The organism is Notoacmeibacter sp. MSK16QG-6 (assembly GCF_024158145.1).
GTDB lineage: Bacteria > Pseudomonadota > Alphaproteobacteria > Rhizobiales > Rhizobiaceae > Notoacmeibacter.
Map to the genome: position 1 here is coordinate 16,423 of NZ_JAMYXM010000001.1, position 15,825 is coordinate 32,247.

Sequence of the window (15,825 nt, forward strand, 5' to 3'; positions counted from 1 at the left end):
CCGAAGAACCGCCGAAAGGCCACTTCACAGCGGCCTGATCGATCAGGTCTTTTCGACCTGACCGAATTCCAGATCGACCGGAGTCGCGCGACCGAAGATCGATACCTCGACCTTGAGGCGCGAACGCTCCGCATCGACTTCCTGCACGACGCCGTTGAACGAAGCGAACGGGCCATCGGAGACGCGGACATTTTCGCCGATCTCGAAAACGATGGAAGGCTTGGGCCGCTCCACCCCTTCCTGAACCTGAGTCAAAATCTGCTCGGCTTCGCGATCCGGAATCGGGATCGGCTTACTCTCGGTTCCAAGGAAGCCGGACACCTTGGGCGTGTTCTTGATTAGATGAAAGACGTCATCGGTCAGATCGGCCCGAACCATGACGTAACCCGGGAAGAACTTACGCTCGGTATCGACCTTGCGGCCACGCCGAACTTCGGTGACCTTTTCGGTTGGGACCACGATATCCTCGAAGTGATCCCACAGGCCTTTCTGCTTGGCCTGCTCCTCGATCGATTCCTTCACCTTCTTCTCAAAGTTCGCGTAGGCGTGAACGATGTACCAGCGTGCGGGCATAATGAATAAAGCTTCCTCGAAAAACGCTTCGTGCGACGTCAGACGCCGATATTGAGAATGAGTTCGATAATGATCGCGAAGACCTGATCGGCGGCGAAGAAGAACACCGCAGCAAGCGCCGCCATGACCAGAACCATGATCGTGGAGATCACCGTCTCGCGACGACTCGGCCAAACGACCTTGCGCGCCTCATCCCGCACCTGCTGAAGATAGACAAAGGGATTTTTGGTTCGTGTCGATGCCATAGTCCGCCTGACCTACCGTTCCGCCGCTCATTACCCCGGATGCCGCGCGCCTTTGGCAGCGCCAACGCAACCCTTAAAGGTATGCGCCTCACATCCATGCGCGATCAGGCGCATGGCGCCACTCCCGCATCATTTCATTTCAGGAAATCGCGATGACCATCCAATCGTCACCGTCGATACCGATGGATTTGTGCCTACCCACTTCGAGTCGGTTTGTCCATGTGCTTTGGGCGCGAAAGCGATCAAACGCTTCGCGCCAGCAACTCTATCTATCGAGTCGCGAAATATATTTCAAGTGCTTATCGAACGAGCTTTCCAGTACTGCTCATATCGCGATGGCTGGCAGGGGCAGAGGGGCTCGAACCCCCGACCTGCGGTTTTGGAGACCGCCGCTCTACCAACTGAGCTATACCCCTAGCGCGATTGGCGCCCTCATAGGCAACGATGGGCGGATTGGCAACACAAAATACGGCAACCTGGCTTGGCAGACCTCTTATCAACTTGCAGCATGAGGTCGCGAGCGCGCGGTTGCAGTTATCCAGCCATCGATATAGATCAGCCCCGGCGAACGGCGAAAATGTCACGATCAGCTGAAAGGCTGCCGCCCCTTATGCCGACCTCTCGATTCGACCTCATTCTTTTCGATCTGGATGGCGTTATCCTCGATTCCAGATCGAACATGGAGCGTGCGTGGCGGGCCGTTCAGAACGAACACGAATTGACGACGCCTTTCGAGGCCTATTTCGCGGAGATCGGCCGTCCATTCGCCGATATTATGGCGCGTCTCGGCCTGGCCGACCGCGCTGCCGCCATCGAAACAACGTTTCGTCGAAGTTCGACCGAGACGATAAGTCAGACCGAATTCTATGATGGAATGGCAGACGTGTTGTCGCGTATATCCGGCTCTTCGGTGAAGGCCGGCATCGTGACTTCGAAGGACGAAATCAGGGCGCGCCTTGTATTGGAGCGGCTGGATTGTCACTTCGACATCGTTCTGACGCCCCGCGCCGATCTGCGCGGCAAACCGGCTCCAGACGCGCTGCTCTACGCCATGGCTCTGTTGCACACTGACCCCGTCCACACCGTCTTTGTCGGCGATATGAAGAGCGATCATGAAGCGGCAAAACGGGCTGGCATTGCATATGCCCATGTCGATTGGGGGTATGGCGACCCGGTGGATGACGATCGCCACCGGCTATCGGAACCGCAAATGCTTCTTACCTTGCTTGGATTGGACTGATCATGCCGACCGTCGCCGCTATCATTCCCTGCCGCTACGGCGCGACCCGGTTTCCGGGCAAGCCATTGGCGGATATCAACGGCAAGCCAATGATGTGGCATGTCTTTCAGCGCGCTTGCGAAACGGAGTTGATCGGCAAGGCCTATATCGCCACCGACGATGATCGGATCGCAAGGCAGTGCGAGATTCTGGACCTGCCGGTGATCCGAACCCGATCCAGCCACCCCACCGGTACCGACCGGATCGCGGAGGCTATTCGCGTCACCGACGAAGACATCATTGTCAACGTCCAGGGCGACGAGCCAATGATCGATCCGAAGGCCATCGATGCAGTGGTCAAGGCGCTGATCGAAAGTCCGGACGAGGTGCTGGTGACGAATGGCTGCCACGTCATAACCCATTCGGGCGACGCCATCGATACCAACAATGTCAAGGTTGTCTGCGATTTCGAAAGTAACGCTCTTGCATATTCGCGTCTGCCGATTCCCTATCCCAAAGGCGATGCGGTGCGGCATCTGCGCCAGCTTGGGCTTTATGCTTTCCGTCGCGAGGCGCTAAAGCTTTTCAGTTCGCTGAAGCCCGGCCCCCTCGAACGGGCTGAAAGCGTGGAAATGCTGCGTTTTGTCGAGCACGGTCACAAGGTCAAAATGGTCGAGGTCGAACCGGGTGACGACATTCCCGTCGACACGCCAAGCGATCTGGAGCGCGTACGCGCGAAGATGAGCGATCGGCTGAACTGAACGGAACCGAGCTCAGGGCTCCTTACCTTTGGCCCTTCGTAATCGACCTGATTCGAGCACCCCATTTTCTTACGGCCATAATACCGCTTGGACGGCGTGCGGCTTTAGCTGCCAGCGACCGAGTGGCGACGAGTACCGTTTCAAAATTGCCCTGCACCACCTCGGCGATCTCCGTGACATCCATCTCAGGATAGCGTCTTCTGAGCGCGTCAATCGTCGTTGTTTGCGGCTCAGGACGCCGGATAAGACGCCCTGCCCGGCGCTCGATCTCCAGAACGCTCTGCTCCAGAACCCAATCGTGGCTGTTCAGCATTTTATTGGTCCCGTCCGGAACGCCAGTGAAGCCATCGAGCGTCACCGTCATTTCCGGGCATTTATCCAGTAGCCAGAGCGCCACCATCAACCCGGTCGATGGCGGGCGCCCCTGTGTGTACCAGCCATGAACCACCGACCGACCATCGATGACGAAATCGGCACCCTCGGGACAGATAGCCGCTGGCCTATCCTCCAACGGACCGCGATGATCCTTCCCTCCACGTACTGCTGCCGTGCCGATCAAAGCGTCCGGCGCAAAAAGCGCTTTAGCGGCTTCACGATTGGCGGCGGACTGAATGAGGGTCTCATGCGTACGCATCGGCTGGCAAAGAAGACTGCTGTGACGGAATGGCTCGCCGAGAATTTTCCAAACCGGACCGAAAAAGACATGGAGCCGCTTGGGGTCGGGATCGGCGGCATAGCGCGCCGGATCGGCTACCGTGCTATTGGCGAAGATCACCGCCGTCTCGAAACGATCTATGGAGTCGAGAAGCGAAACCTCGGCGCTGGACACATTAGTCATGGCCCGCTTCTCCGGGTTGGATTTCACCCTTTACTTCATGCACTTCGATCACATTGCCAACTGGATCGTGAAAGAAGATCTGGTGCCAGCTATCGGTCGCTACGCCACCATAATCGGAATAAGAAATGCCTTTGTCGTCCAAGAGTTTTCGAAAAGCGGCAAGATCATCCGTTCGAAAGGCGATATGGCCGCGCTCGACAGGATTGATTGCGTTACCGGAACGAAAGCCAAGATCGAGATCGCGGCCCGCCAGATGCATCTGGACGCTGCCATCGCTCAAGAATGCGACCGGTGCGCTATAACCGTCGTTTCGGACGGGGATATCGTCGGTCTGCCGACGCAGCCCCAACACGTCGCTGTAGAAGTTTTGCAGCTCTTCGACGTCGTGAGAAACGACGTTGATGTGATGGAGCCAGAGCTTCATGCCATATTCTTTCACTTTGGTGTAACAGTCACGCCGAGCAGGTCGACGCCCTGCGCAACTTCAGCGTCTTTCTGAATACAGGAAGCCTGCCTGTGCCGCCAACCGTGATCCACTCGGCAGAAACAGAAGCAGGGCGGATGAGACATCCGCCCTGCATATTCATCGGCTCGCACGTGTCGGAGCGACGTTACTCAGTGATTGCAGCGACGATACCGGCGCCGACGGTGCGGCCGCCTTCACGGATGGCGAAGCGCAGCTTCTCTTCCATGGCGATCGGCACGATCAGTTCCACGTCCACCGTCACATTGTCGCCGGGCATCACCATCTCCGTGCCTTCCGGCAGCGTCACGATGCCCGTCACGTCCGTCGTGCGGAAATAGAACTGCGGACGGTAATTGGTGAAGAACGGCGTATGACGGCCACCCTCTTCCTTCGTCAGAATATAGGCCTCGGCCTTGAACTTCTTGTGCGGCTTGACCGAACCCGGCTTGGCCAGAACCTGGCCGCGCTCAACGCCCTCACGGTCGATGCCGCGCAGCAGCGCGCCGATATTGTCGCCCGCTTCGCCACGGTCCAGAAGCTTCCTGAACATCTCAACGCCCGTGCAGGTCGTCTTGGTGGTGTCGCGGATGCCGACGATCTCAAGCTCGTCGCCCACATTGACCACGCCGCGCTCCACGCGACCCGTCACAACCGTGCCGCGGCCCGAGATCGAGAACACATCCTCGATCGGCATCAGGAACGGCTGGTCGATCGGACGATCCGGCGTCGGAATGTAGGCGTCCACTTCCTTCATCAGTTCGCGGACTGCGTCTTCGCCGATCTCCTTGTTGGAATCGTTCAGCGCCGCAAGCGCCGAACCCTTGACGATCGGAATGTCGTCGCCCGGGAACTCATAGCTCGACAGAAGCTCGCGCACTTCCATCTCGACCAGTTCCAGAAGCTCTTCGTCGTCGACCTGGTCGACCTTGTTCAGGAACACAACGATCGCCGGAACGCCAACCTGGCGGGCCAGAAGAATATGCTCGCGCGTCTGCGGCATCGGGCCGTCGGCCGCCGAACAGACCAGGATCGCGCCGTCCATCTGCGCCGCGCCCGTGATCATGTTCTTCACATAGTCGGCGTGGCCCGGGCAGTCGACATGGGCGTAGTGACGGCTGTCGGTCTCATACTCCACATGCGCCGTCGAAATCGTGATGCCGCGCGCACGCTCTTCCGGCGCGCCGTCAATCTCGTCATAGGCCTTGAAATCACCGAAAAACTTCGTGATCGCCGCCGTCAGAGACGTCTTGCCGTGGTCAACGTGACCAATCGTGCCAATGTTCACATGCGGCTTGTTGCGCTCAAACTTACCCTTTGCCATCGATCTTTCGTCCTGTGCTTCTCTTGCCCTTGGCAAGCTTCGAAACGATGGGCCGCGACATAGAGCGTTGTGCACCTCGAAGCAAGCCACGAATCATTGTCCGCGATTTATCGGAAAAGCTAAACGCAACAAGGCTTTGGCTCTTCTTTAACTTTTCTTCGGGAAAATGTGGTCGCGCAGAGATCGGATTGATCCGATTGGAATCACAAGAAAGTCATTGAATGACCGAGGCATGTCAGCCGATGCGCGCCAAGGCGGAAGCGCTTACGGCGCTTCACAGCAAACCGGCTTCCGCGATTCATGGTCTCGTCACCAGCTTCGCCGCATTCGGAATGGCAGCGATCAATGCAGAGGATTGGCGTTTCCTGCTGCCTGGCTTGCTGATGGTCCCTTTTGCTCTCGTACGGCTGTGGCGCATGTACGAGTTTCAGCGCCGGGGCATCGAGGTTCGATCCCTTTCGGCCTGGGAGCGGTCTTTCTTCGTTTGCAGCGTCATTATCGCCTTGTCGCATGGTCTCTTCGTCCTTCAGGCCATGCTGCTGACCAATCATGTTTTCATTATCTCGCTTTCCGTCGGTCTCTGTCTGGCACAAATGGTTGGCGTGGTCGCCCGCAATTTCGCATCGTCCAGCCTGGTCAGCGCGCAGGCATTGGCCATGGGCATACCCTGCGCGATCGGCTGGTGGATGCATCCGAACCCATGGTTCGGCGTGACGGCCATATTCTTCGTGCCCTTTTTCCTCAGCGCGAGGTCGCTGGCCGCAGGTATACGAAATCTGCTGGAGGGGCAGCGAGACGCCCTGGAGACGATCCGCCGTGTCGCCATCCGTGACAGTCTCACCGGCGTTCTGAACCGCAAGGGCTTTTATGAGAAGCTCTCCGAAGAGCAGTCCCAACCGGACCGTGGCCACTACATCGCCGTGCTCGTCGACATCGACTACTTCAAGGCCGTAAACGACAGCTACGGTCACTCTGTCGGTGACGCGCTGCTCGTGCAAATCGCGCGGAGACTCGAACGGATTGAACATGAGGGGCTGACCGTCGCCCGTCTGGCCGGCGACGAATTTGCCATCCTGGCGCGGTCACATGAGCCGCAGAGCGAAATGGAAAACATTTGCGGCAGGGTGCTGGAATGTTTCGATGATCTGTTCAATTGTCGGGGCGTCTACCTCTCGGTCAAGGCAAGCGTCGGCGCGGCTGCCGTCAAGCATGCCGACGCCCAGAATTCCGTTATCGTTTATGCCGACCTTGCCCTTTACGAAACGAAAGAGCTGGGCCGTGACGGCTACCACATCTACCGCGATGAAATGCAGGGCAAGTTCGAGCGGCGAGAAATCCTTCGCCGCGATCTTCGCCAAGCCGTAGCTGCAGGCGAACTTCGGCTCGTCTACCAGCCTATGGGCGATATCGACACTGGCGCGATAACAACATGCGAAGCGCTGATGCGCTGGGATCATCCAACGCTCGGCACGATCTCTCCGAACGAATTCATTCCATTGGCCGAAACCGCCGACATCGTCAGCGAATTCACGCGCTGGGCGGTCGAGACGGCGGTGGCCGAATGCGTTCACTGGCCATCGACCGTCGGCGTATCCGTCAATCTGTCGGCGTGTGACCTGAGACGGCGCGATATCGTCAACACCGTCTTCGACGTTCTGATCCGCTACGGCTTGGCGCCTCACCGTCTGACCATGGAAATGACCGAGACAGCGCTCGCGGAAGAGCCTTTGATGACGCGGCAGGTTCTACACGGCCTTCGGGCGCTGGGTGTGAAGACGGCATTGGACGATTTTGGCACCGGCTACGCTAATTTCGGCTATCTGATCGACTACGAGTTCGACAAACTCAAGCTCGACCGTTCATTGATCAATCAGGTTTCAGAAGGTTCGCGCGCCCGTGTCCTGATTGCTGGCCTTGCCCGTACAGCACAGGATCTCGGTCTGACGATCATCGCCGAGGGTGTGGAGCGGCGAAAGCAGTTCGATACCCTGCGTTCTCTTGAGAGCATCGACACCATTCAGGGTTGGCTGCTGAGCCGTCCCATTCAGAGCGGTCAGGATATCCGGACCTATCTCGCGCACCCATTCTTCGATCCGGAACGGATTTCCGAAGAAACCGACGAAACGATCAGCCTCCAAGCCTGAGCAGACGACCGTCAGGCCGCTGCATCCGTCGAAGCTCCCACAGCTTCGATGCGTTCGTCATCCATATTATCGTTCAGACGTTTGAGGACGAGATGGGCGGTGGGGCGCACACAGAAGCAGCAGCGGCGTGCCGTCTCTTCATCGAACAGCATCGCGCGTTCCGACTCCAGCGAATGGAGGAAGGGCAGCCGCTCCAGCATCTGCTGATCGTTTGCGCCTATGCGCGTGGCGGTTAGATCGACAGGAAACGTCACCGTTCCGCACTCTCCACCGGTGGCGAAGGTCTCGGCATGAAAGTACCGCTGATAAAAGGCTTTGTGGCGGGGCCTTACGAGATGGAGAATGTAGTCCGCTTCGAAGAAGAGAGCGGCCATGGCCGAAAGCCGCGGCGGCATGAAACGAAGCGCCGCGCGGTCGACTGACGGATCGAGATTGGGGTCGATCGCGAAGCGGCTGCAGTCGATGAAACTCTGTCTCAAAAGCATACGGGAATTGAGATGGTTCGGGTAACTCTCTCGGGACGGGCCGTCCGGGTGTTCCTTATTGAGATGGTGAATGCGGATGCTCATGCTCAGCTGGTCATCGACGAAAATGCCGAAGACAAATGTATTGTCAGCAAAATCCCAATGATCGCTATCGAGGCGGTTTTCGTTGCTCTCGATGTAATCGCGTGTGCGATAAGCGTTGTAACGCAAGCGGAAAATGTCTTCCCAGTCCTCGCCGGTCGTCGGTCGACGGACGACTGTTCGATCCAATAACTGCAAGACCCGTTCGAAAGGCCGCTGATCCTGCGACCGTGCTGGAACCGCCATACTCACTACTCCGGGGCACTTTATAGTTTATAAAGTGTTAACTAATACGCCGGAGCTGTCTAGCGATCACAGGTAAAAATACCTGACAGATGCATTTTATGATTAATTTGTCGGGATTTATCTGCGGGCTGAAGCGTCAGGAGATCGGATCGATAACGCGCGAAGCCGATGGAGCGGGTAGCGGGAATCGAACCCGCATATTCAGCTTGGAAGGCTGCTGCTCTACCATTGAGCTATACCCGCGCCTTACGAGATCACTCTGTCTTCCGGACCGATGGTGGAGGGGGCTGGATTCGAACCAGCGTACGCATAGCGAACGGATTTACAGTCCGTCTCCTTTAACCACTCGGACACCCCTCCGAACAGACCGGTACAGAGCCTCGCGGCTTTGCCCGCCAATAATTGATTGGCTGACCGATGGGAGCGCCTTATGGCGAGCCGCGATTGCTCTGTCAACCATTTGCAGCCCGTTAGAAACCGATCTGTTTGAAAGCTCCATTGCGGCCCGGCTCTCCGGCGGCTAGACCACGGCGATGAATAAGAAAAAAGCCGACAAACACGGGACTCCGAAAGACAGCCATTATGCAAGGCTGCGCCGTGCCCACCGCGAGCAAAACAAGCCTGTCGAGCGAATGCAGGCCGATGATGGAACCGTCCGCCTTTACGGACTTCACACGGTCCGCGAAGCGCTTCTAAACCCCAAGCGCCGCAAACGCCGCCTTCTGGTCACGCGGAATGCATGGCAACGTCTTGATCTGGCCCCCTCTTCGCTCGGCGAATTGGCTGTCGAACAAGTCGATCCAAGAGACATCGATGCGATTGTCAGCGCCGACGCCGTGCATCAGGGAGTTTGTCTGGAAGCCGATGCCCTGACGCCACAACCGCTTTCCAAACTTGTCGAGACGTCCCTGCTTCTCGTCCTCGATCAGGTCACCGATCCGCACAATGTCGGTGCGATCATGCGCTCGGCCGTGGCATTCGGCGCAGGCGCACTGATTACGACCAACCGCCACTCGCCCACCGAGAGCGGCGTGCTGGCCAAAGCCGCATCGGGCGCGCTGGAGCATATCGACCACATTACCGTTCGCAATCTGGCTGAAGCCCTGGAGGAGTTGAAATCGCTAGGCTTTCAAACGGTCGGTCTCGATTCCGATGGGCCGGAACCGCTGGAATCCACATTTGGGGAAGGTCGGATCGCGCTGGTTCTCGGTGCAGAAGGCAAGGGCCTGCGACAAAAGACGCGGCTCACCGTGGATGCCTTGGCACGGCTTGATGTTCCAGGGGCTATCCGCTCGCTCAATGTGTCCAACGCCACGGCCATCGCACTTTACGCGGCTCACCGCCATCTGACGACCAAAGATTGAGCGGCAGCAGCGGGTTACAACCGAGACCAACCGCTACGTCATCTGCCGCTATCTCGGATGGGCCAGTCGGCGAATTTATGGTCTCTCCCTTGCCGGACCGAGAAATTTATACAAGTCTTTCTATGGCTTGCCGGCCCGGATCGGTCGGGTAGCCGGTCGAATAATTAAGCGTGCCGGCATTGGTGAGTCGAAGAGCGAGCGAGGTTACATGTCGTATTTCGATGAAATGGGAACGAGCGAAAATCTTCGCGATCCCTATGCGGCCTATTCGTCATGGCTGCAGCGACAGGATAACGAAGCTCTGATCCGCAAACATCACGATGCCGAGCAGGTATTTCGCCGGACCGGGATTACTTTTGCCGTTTACGGCCAGGAGGAAGCGGAAGAGCGCCTCATACCGTTCGATATCGTTCCACGGATCATTTCCGCGCGGGAATGGCGTCGCCTGTCGCAAGGTATCGAGCAGCGCGTCATAGCCATCAACGCCTTTCTCGAAGACATCTATTCCAAGCAAGAGATCATCAAGGCCGGCATCCTCCCCGAATCCATTATTGCGGGCAATGAAGCCTTTCTGCCGGAGATGATGAATTTTCGCCCGCCACGTGGCGTTTACACCCACATTATCGGCACCGATATCGTGCGAACCGGACCGGACGAATTCTACGTGCTGGAGGACAATGCCCGCACTCCGTCCGGTGTCTCCTACATGCTGGAGAACCGGTCGGCGATGCTGCGGCTCTTTCCCGAACTCTTCCGTAAGAACCGTATCCGAAACGTCGAAAATTATCCGCAATTGCTGAGGCAATCGCTGGAAAGCGTTGCGCCTCCGGAGTGTAACGGCAAACCGACGGTCGCGGTGCTGACGCCCGGCATCTTCAACTCCGCCTATTTCGAACACGCCTTCTTGGCCGACTCCATGGGCGTCGATCTCGTTGAGGGATCTGACCTGCAGGTGACGGATGGCCGCATCTGTATGCGCACGACCGAGGGCATGAAGCCCATCGACGTGATCTATCGCCGGGTGGACGACGATTTTCTGGACCCGCTGACATTCAATCCCGACAGCGTTCTCGGTGCGCCGGGTATCTTCGATGTCTATCGCGCCGGACGGATCACCATAGCCAACGCGCCGGGCACCGGTATCGCCGATGACAAAGCGCTTTACACCTACATGCCTGATATCGTGCAATTTTATACGGGATCCAAACCGATCCTGAAAAACGTCCCGACATGGCGTTGTTCGGAGGAGGACAGCCTCGCCTATGTGCTGGATCATCTCGATGAGCTTGTCGTCAAAGAGGTCCATGGTTCGGGTGGCTACGGCATGCTTGTCGGTCCGACCGCTACGAAGGAAGAGCGCGAGGAATTCGGCAAAAAGCTGCGCAAACATCCTGACAATTACATCGCCCAGCCCACCCTTTCCCTTTCGACCTGCCCGATCTTCACAGAATCGGGACTGGCGCCCCGGCATGTCGATCTGCGACCTTTCGCATTGATGGGCGGCGACAAGGTCCGCATCGTGCCGGGGGGACTGACGCGGGTGGCGCTTAAAGAAGGGTCTCTGGTCGTCAACTCGTCGCAGGGCGGCGGCACAAAGGACACATGGGTGCTCGATGACGACTGATAGCCCGCTGATAATTTCATACAACAGGACACCTTCATGCTTTTAGGACGCACTGCCAGCGGCCTTTACTGGCTTTTCCGCTACATCGAGCGTGCTGAAAACGTCGCCCGCATTGTCGATACCGGCGCGCATGTCGCGCTGACTGGCGATGCAGACAAGAGTGATGTCTGGCCGTCAGTTCTTCGCAGCGCCGGTGTCGACCAGACCTATGCGGCAAATGTCGACGATGCGGCAGAAGCAGATGTCGCCGAATACCTTCTACGCGACCGCAACAACCCCTCGTCGGTTCTGTCCTGCATCGAGAATGCGCGTTCCAACGGGCGCATGGTGCGAACGGCCATCACTCGCGAGGTTTGGGAAAGCCTCAACGAGACCTGGATGACGATCAAGGATGGTCTTTCCAAGCCGATCGACCTCGACACGCTTATCGATCATATCGACGAAATCAAACGTCAGGTCGCCCAGATACGCGGCACCTTTCACGGCACAATGTTGCGCGACGACCGCTATTCCTTCTGCAGGCTGGGTACCTATTCCGAACGGCTGGACAACACGGCGCGCATCATGGACGTGAAGTATTTCGTCCTTCTGCCGAGCGCATCGTGGGTCGGCACGTCGCTCGATAACCACCAATGGCGGTCGATTCTTCGTTCCGTCTCGGCGCATCGGTCGTTCAGCTTCATATACGGAACGGACTTCAACTCGACAAACATTTCCGAGTTTTTGATCCTGAACCGTTCCATGCCCCGCTCACTGATCTACTGCGCGGAACGCCTCGACAAGACGCTCGGTTATCTGGCCGAACACTACAACCAGAGCCAGGACTGCGATGAGACAGCGCATAATCTGCTATTGCGGCTACGTGCGCTCGATATGGATCAGATCTTCGAGATCGGGCTCCACGATTTTCTCCAGGAGACCATCCAGCAGAACAACGCCCTTTCCACCCAGATAGCTACGGACTACAATTTCGACTGATATGCGCATCGCGATCCAACATACGAGCCGTTACAAGTATAAGACCCCGCCCGATTTTGCTTTGCAAAAGGCGCGGCTGACTCCGCAAAGCAATGAGCGTCAATCGGTCGGTCAGTGGCAGCTCAATCTCAATGGTGCGCGCCATCAATTCGATGCGCGCGATGCGTTTGGCAACAAGTGTACGCTTCTAAAGGCGGAGCAAGGGGCCGAGCTGATCGAGATTACGGCGCAAGGAATGATCGATACCAAGGAAACGCAGGGTATCATGCAGAAGTCGCCCGGTCGGATGCCGTTATTTGTATTTCTGCAGGCCAGCGCTCTTACCGAACCCGATGACCGCATTGCTGATCTTGCAGATAGTGTTCGCCGTGACGATCAGGTCGATATGCTTCACCGCCTGATGGACGCTATTGCGGAACAGCTAGATTATACATCGGGCGCGACGCATGTCGGCACGACCGCCGTAGAGGCCTTCGAACAGGGTCAGGGCGTGTGCCAGGACTTCTCGCATATCTTTCTGGCGGCTGCCCGGCATCTCGGTATCCCCGCCCGCTACGCATCCGGATACTTCGTCTCCGGAGACGATATAGGCGGAGAGGCTTCTCACGGTTGGGCCGAAACTTATCTGAACGGTTTGGGCTGGGTCGGCTTCGATCCCACAAACCGCAAATGTCCAGACGAACGCTACGTGCGAATCGCCTCCGGTCGGGACTATAATGACGCCTGTCCGATCAGCGGGGTGCGGGTCGGCGCTGAAGGCGAGCGTCTGTCGGTCAATCTTGCTGTAGAACAGCAGTAAGCCGTCCGACCGTCGCCCGGTGGGAGGGCCAATCCGTGACATATTGCGTGGCAATGATGCTGGATCGCGGCCTCATCTTTATGAGCGACACGCGCACCAATGCTGGCGTCGATGACGTTTCGCGTGTGAAAAAGGTTCATACGTTCGAAATGCCGGGCGAACGGTCCATGGTGCTGCTCTCGTCAGGCAATCTGGCGACAACGCAGGCGGCCATCGGCCTTCTGGAAGAGCGAAGCAAGGCACCGGACGACCGCGATCCATCCATCTTTCGCACCCAATCCATGTTCCAGACCGCAAAGCTCGTCGGCGAAACGCTGAACGAGGTGGTCACGAACATGCGTATTCACGACGATCAGCCAACGGCCCACGCCTTCTCCGCTACGCTTATTCTCGGGGGGCAGATCGCCGGGAGCGAGCCCCGCCTTTTCCTTATTTATCCGGAAGGCAATTTTATCGAGGCCAAATCGGATAACCCGTTTTTCCAGATCGGCGAGATCAAATATGGGCGACCCATCCTCAGTCGGGCCTATGAGCAGCAAATGGATTTCGCCGAGGCGGCAAAGCTGATGCTCATTTCATTCGATTCGACGCTCCGGTCCAACCTGTCCGTCGGTCTGCCAATCGATATGGTGATCTACAACAAGGACAGTTTCCAAATTGGCCCGTTCCGGCGTTTCGAGGAACACGATGCCGATTTTCGCGCCATTTCGCTCGGGTGGTCCGACGCCCTGAAACATGCATTCGCGCGCCTGCCTGATCTGACAATAACAGCCGACCAGTAGAGCCGCTCTTCTTCGCTGGTGCGAAACCTTGTCTCGCTAACGCGAAGGGCCATGTGACATATCTAATAAGCTCTCATACAAAGCGCGAATAAACCGCAACAGGAAGGACAATTTATGTGCGGCATAGCCGGTGAAATCCGATTCGACGGCGAATGGGCCGATACGGCTGCTGTCAGCCGCATGGTCTCTTCCATGCAAAGCCGGGGGCCAAACGGATCGGGTCTCGTTGGACATGGACGCGCTGCATTCGGCCACCGTCGCCTTAAGATCATCGACCTGTCGGAGAAAGCCCAGCAGCCGATGGTCGATCCGGCACTGGGTCTGACCATCGTTTTCAATGGCTGTATCTATAATTATCCGGAACTTCGAGGCGAACTCGAAGGGCTGGGTTACAGCTTCTTTTCCACCGGTGACACCGAAGTCATTCTCAAGGCGTTTCACGCTTGGGGCGAGGACTGCGTCAGCCGTTTTCACGGCATGTTCGCCTTCTGCATCTATAATCGCGACACTGGCGAAGCGGTCATGGCGCGCGACCGTTTTGGCATTAAGCCGCTCTATTTCAGTCGGCAGGGTAAGCAGCTGCGCTTTGCCTCGACCCTCCCTGCCCTTCTCGCAGCCGGCGATATCGATACGTCGATCGACCGCGATGCCCTGCACAATTACATGAGCTTTCACGCGGTCGTGCCTCCACCACGTACGATCCTGAATGGTGTGCGCAAATTGCCGCCAGCGACAATCCGGCGCATCGACGCTGACGGTAACGAGACCGACCGCACATACTGGCAGCCACCTTACACGCGCCGGGCGGAAGATAGCGGCCTCACCTTCGACGACTGGCGTGATCGGGTGCTGGAGGCGTTGCGGCTTGCCGTTCAGCGGCGCATGGTAGCAGACGTTCCCGTCGGCGTTCTGCTTTCGGGCGGGGTGGATAGTTCGGTGATCGTCGGCCTGCTTGCCGAGCAGGGCCAGCACGATCTGAAAACTTTCTCCATCGGCTTTGAGGAAGCACATGGCGAGAAGGGCGATGAGTTTCAATATTCCGACCTAATCGCCGATCATTTCGGCACCGATCATAACCAGATCTTCGTGCCATCTGCCGATCTGATCAACGAACTTCCCGATACTATTCACGCAATGAGCGAACCGATGGTCTCCTATGACAATGTCGGGTTTTTCCTGCTCTCGCGTGAGGTTTCGAAGCAAATTCGCGTGGTGCAGTCCGGTCAGGGGGCGGACGAAGTCTTCGCCGGCTATCACTGGTATCCGCCACTTATGAACTCCAACGACGTCGTGTCGGACTACGCCAAGGTTTTCTTCGACCGCGACCACGCCAAGATGGCCACCCACCTTTCAGACGAATGGCTGGCGGCAAGCGATGCCAGCCGCGAACTCGTCAGTGCCCATCTTATGGCAGGCAAAGCCGATACACCGGTCGACAGGGCGCTCCGGCTCGACAGCCAGGTCATGCTCGTCGACGACCCGGTCAAGCGAGTCGACAATATGACAATGGCGTGGGGACTGGAGGCGCGTGTGCCATTTCTCGACCACGAGCTGGTGGAACTGGCTGCGACTATTCCGCCCGAGTACAAACTGGCGCATGGCGGCAAAGGCGTTCTGAAGGAAGCGGCGAGGCTCGTCATTCCGTCCGAAGTGATCGACCGCAAGAAGGGCTATTTCCCTGTCCCGGCCCTGAAATACATTTCCGGCCCTTATCTGGAAATGGTGCGCGATGCGTTATCCAGTCAGGCTGCCAGGGACCGCGGCCTTTTTCGCCAGTCTTACCTGGACGATCTTTTCGCCAAGCCCACGGATCACATCACGCCCCTTCGCGGCTCCGAACTCTGGCAGGTGGCGTTGCTTGAGATGTGGCTTCAATCTCACGGTGCCGGGAGCGCCTAA

Annotated in this window: 15 protein-coding genes and 3 tRNA genes; 9 read left to right on the forward strand and 9 right to left on the reverse strand. The window is 57.6% G+C overall.

Annotated elements, in window-relative coordinates; all coding sequences use genetic code 11:
• Nucleotides 1-42: 42 nt before the first annotated feature.
• The 3 genes from nusG to NIM86_RS00070 all read right to left on the reverse strand — a co-directional run bounded on the left by nusG (nucleotide 43) and on the right by NIM86_RS00070 (nucleotide 1,234).
• On the reverse strand, nucleotides 43-573 hold the full coding sequence (gene nusG / locus NIM86_RS00060; RefSeq protein ID WP_253378166.1) for a transcription termination/antitermination protein NusG: 531 nt from the start codon (nucleotides 571-573) through the stop codon (nucleotides 43-45).
• 38 nt (nucleotides 574-611) lie between these two features.
• Nucleotides 612-818, reverse strand: a complete 207-nt coding sequence (secE, locus tag NIM86_RS00065) for a preprotein translocase subunit SecE (RefSeq protein WP_253378168.1) — start codon at nucleotides 816-818, stop codon at nucleotides 612-614.
• Between the two features lie 340 nt (nucleotides 819-1,158).
• Nucleotides 1,159-1,234 (reverse strand) — tRNA-Trp (locus NIM86_RS00070).
• Nucleotides 1,235-1,428: 194 nt separating this feature from the next.
• Here NIM86_RS00070 and NIM86_RS00075 point away from each other — a divergent pair.
• Together NIM86_RS00075 and kdsB are read left to right on the forward strand one after the other, a co-directional pair.
• The gene (locus tag NIM86_RS00075; RefSeq protein WP_253378170.1) at nucleotides 1,429-2,058 is read left to right on the forward strand and encodes an HAD family hydrolase; all 630 of its coding nucleotides are present in this window, start codon (nucleotides 1,429-1,431) and stop codon (nucleotides 2,056-2,058) included.
• Between the two features lie 2 nt (nucleotides 2,059-2,060).
• Nucleotides 2,061-2,798 (forward strand): 3-deoxy-manno-octulosonate cytidylyltransferase, encoded by a 738-nt coding sequence (gene kdsB, locus NIM86_RS00080; RefSeq protein ID WP_253378172.1) that lies wholly within the window; start codon nucleotides 2,061-2,063, stop codon nucleotides 2,796-2,798.
• Between the two features lie 22 nt (nucleotides 2,799-2,820).
• On the opposite strand, the gene NIM86_RS00085 is transcribed toward kdsB, so the two are convergent.
• From NIM86_RS00085 to tuf, 3 genes are all read right to left on the reverse strand, one after another.
• A complete protein-coding gene (locus NIM86_RS00085; RefSeq protein ID WP_253378174.1) occupies nucleotides 2,821-3,636 on the reverse strand; it encodes a hypothetical protein in 816 nt (271 codons plus the stop codon).
• Nucleotides 3,629-4,060, reverse strand: a complete 432-nt coding sequence (locus tag NIM86_RS00090; RefSeq protein ID WP_253378176.1) for a VOC family protein — start codon at nucleotides 4,058-4,060, stop codon at nucleotides 3,629-3,631. Before NIM86_RS00090 ends, NIM86_RS00085 begins: the two co-directional genes overlap by 8 nt.
• Nucleotides 4,061-4,247: 187 nt before the next feature.
• Entirely contained in the window at nucleotides 4,248-5,423 is a 1,176-nt protein-coding gene (gene tuf / locus NIM86_RS00095) for an elongation factor Tu (protein WP_253378178.1), read from the reverse strand.
• Nucleotides 5,424-5,644: 221 nt separating this feature from the next.
• Here tuf and NIM86_RS00100 point away from each other — a divergent pair, with 221 nt between their 5' ends.
• Nucleotides 5,645-7,567 carry a bifunctional diguanylate cyclase/phosphodiesterase gene (locus tag NIM86_RS00100; RefSeq protein ID WP_253378180.1) on the forward strand — a complete coding sequence of 641 codons (1,923 nt, stop codon included), beginning with the start codon at nucleotides 5,645-5,647 and terminating at the stop codon, nucleotides 7,565-7,567.
• An 11-nt stretch (nucleotides 7,568-7,578) separates the two neighbouring features.
• Here the strand turns inward: NIM86_RS00100 and NIM86_RS00105 are convergent, their stop codons facing one another.
• The 3 genes from NIM86_RS00105 to NIM86_RS00115 form a co-directional block, all read right to left on the reverse strand.
• Nucleotides 7,579-8,379 carry a hypothetical protein gene (locus NIM86_RS00105; protein ID WP_253378182.1) on the reverse strand — a complete coding sequence of 267 codons (801 nt, stop codon included), beginning with the start codon at nucleotides 8,377-8,379 and terminating at the stop codon, nucleotides 7,579-7,581.
• 169 nt (nucleotides 8,380-8,548) lie between these two features.
• Nucleotides 8,549-8,622 (reverse strand) — tRNA-Gly (locus tag NIM86_RS00110).
• 32 nt (nucleotides 8,623-8,654) lie between these two features.
• A tRNA-Tyr gene (locus NIM86_RS00115) sits at nucleotides 8,655-8,739 on the reverse strand.
• A 173-nt stretch (nucleotides 8,740-8,912) separates the two neighbouring features.
• Between NIM86_RS00115 and NIM86_RS00120 the strand changes: the two genes are divergently transcribed.
• The 6 genes from NIM86_RS00120 (at nucleotide 8,913) to NIM86_RS00145 (ending at nucleotide 15,825) form a co-directional block, all read left to right on the forward strand.
• Nucleotides 8,913-9,743, forward strand: coding sequence for an RNA methyltransferase (locus NIM86_RS00120; RefSeq protein WP_253378183.1), 831 nt, complete (start codon nucleotides 8,913-8,915; stop codon nucleotides 9,741-9,743).
• Nucleotides 9,744-9,951: 208 nt separating this feature from the next.
• Nucleotides 9,952-11,367, forward strand: a complete 1,416-nt coding sequence (locus NIM86_RS00125) for a circularly permuted type 2 ATP-grasp protein (RefSeq protein WP_253378184.1) — start codon at nucleotides 9,952-9,954, stop codon at nucleotides 11,365-11,367.
• A 36-nt stretch (nucleotides 11,368-11,403) separates the two neighbouring features.
• Entirely contained in the window at nucleotides 11,404-12,345 is a 942-nt protein-coding gene (locus NIM86_RS00130) for an alpha-E domain-containing protein (RefSeq protein ID WP_253378185.1), read from the forward strand.
• 1 nt (nucleotide 12,346) lies between these two features.
• The gene (locus NIM86_RS00135; protein WP_253378186.1) at nucleotides 12,347-13,144 is read left to right on the forward strand and encodes a transglutaminase family protein; all 798 of its coding nucleotides are present in this window, start codon (nucleotides 12,347-12,349) and stop codon (nucleotides 13,142-13,144) included.
• Between the two features lie 35 nt (nucleotides 13,145-13,179).
• Complete coding sequence (locus tag NIM86_RS00140) at nucleotides 13,180-13,926, forward strand: peptidase (RefSeq protein WP_253378187.1); 747 nt, start codon at nucleotides 13,180-13,182, stop codon at nucleotides 13,924-13,926.
• A gap of 114 nt (nucleotides 13,927-14,040) precedes the next feature.
• Nucleotides 14,041-15,825 (forward strand): N-acetylglutaminylglutamine amidotransferase, encoded by a 1,785-nt coding sequence (locus tag NIM86_RS00145; protein WP_253378188.1) that lies wholly within the window; start codon nucleotides 14,041-14,043, stop codon nucleotides 15,823-15,825.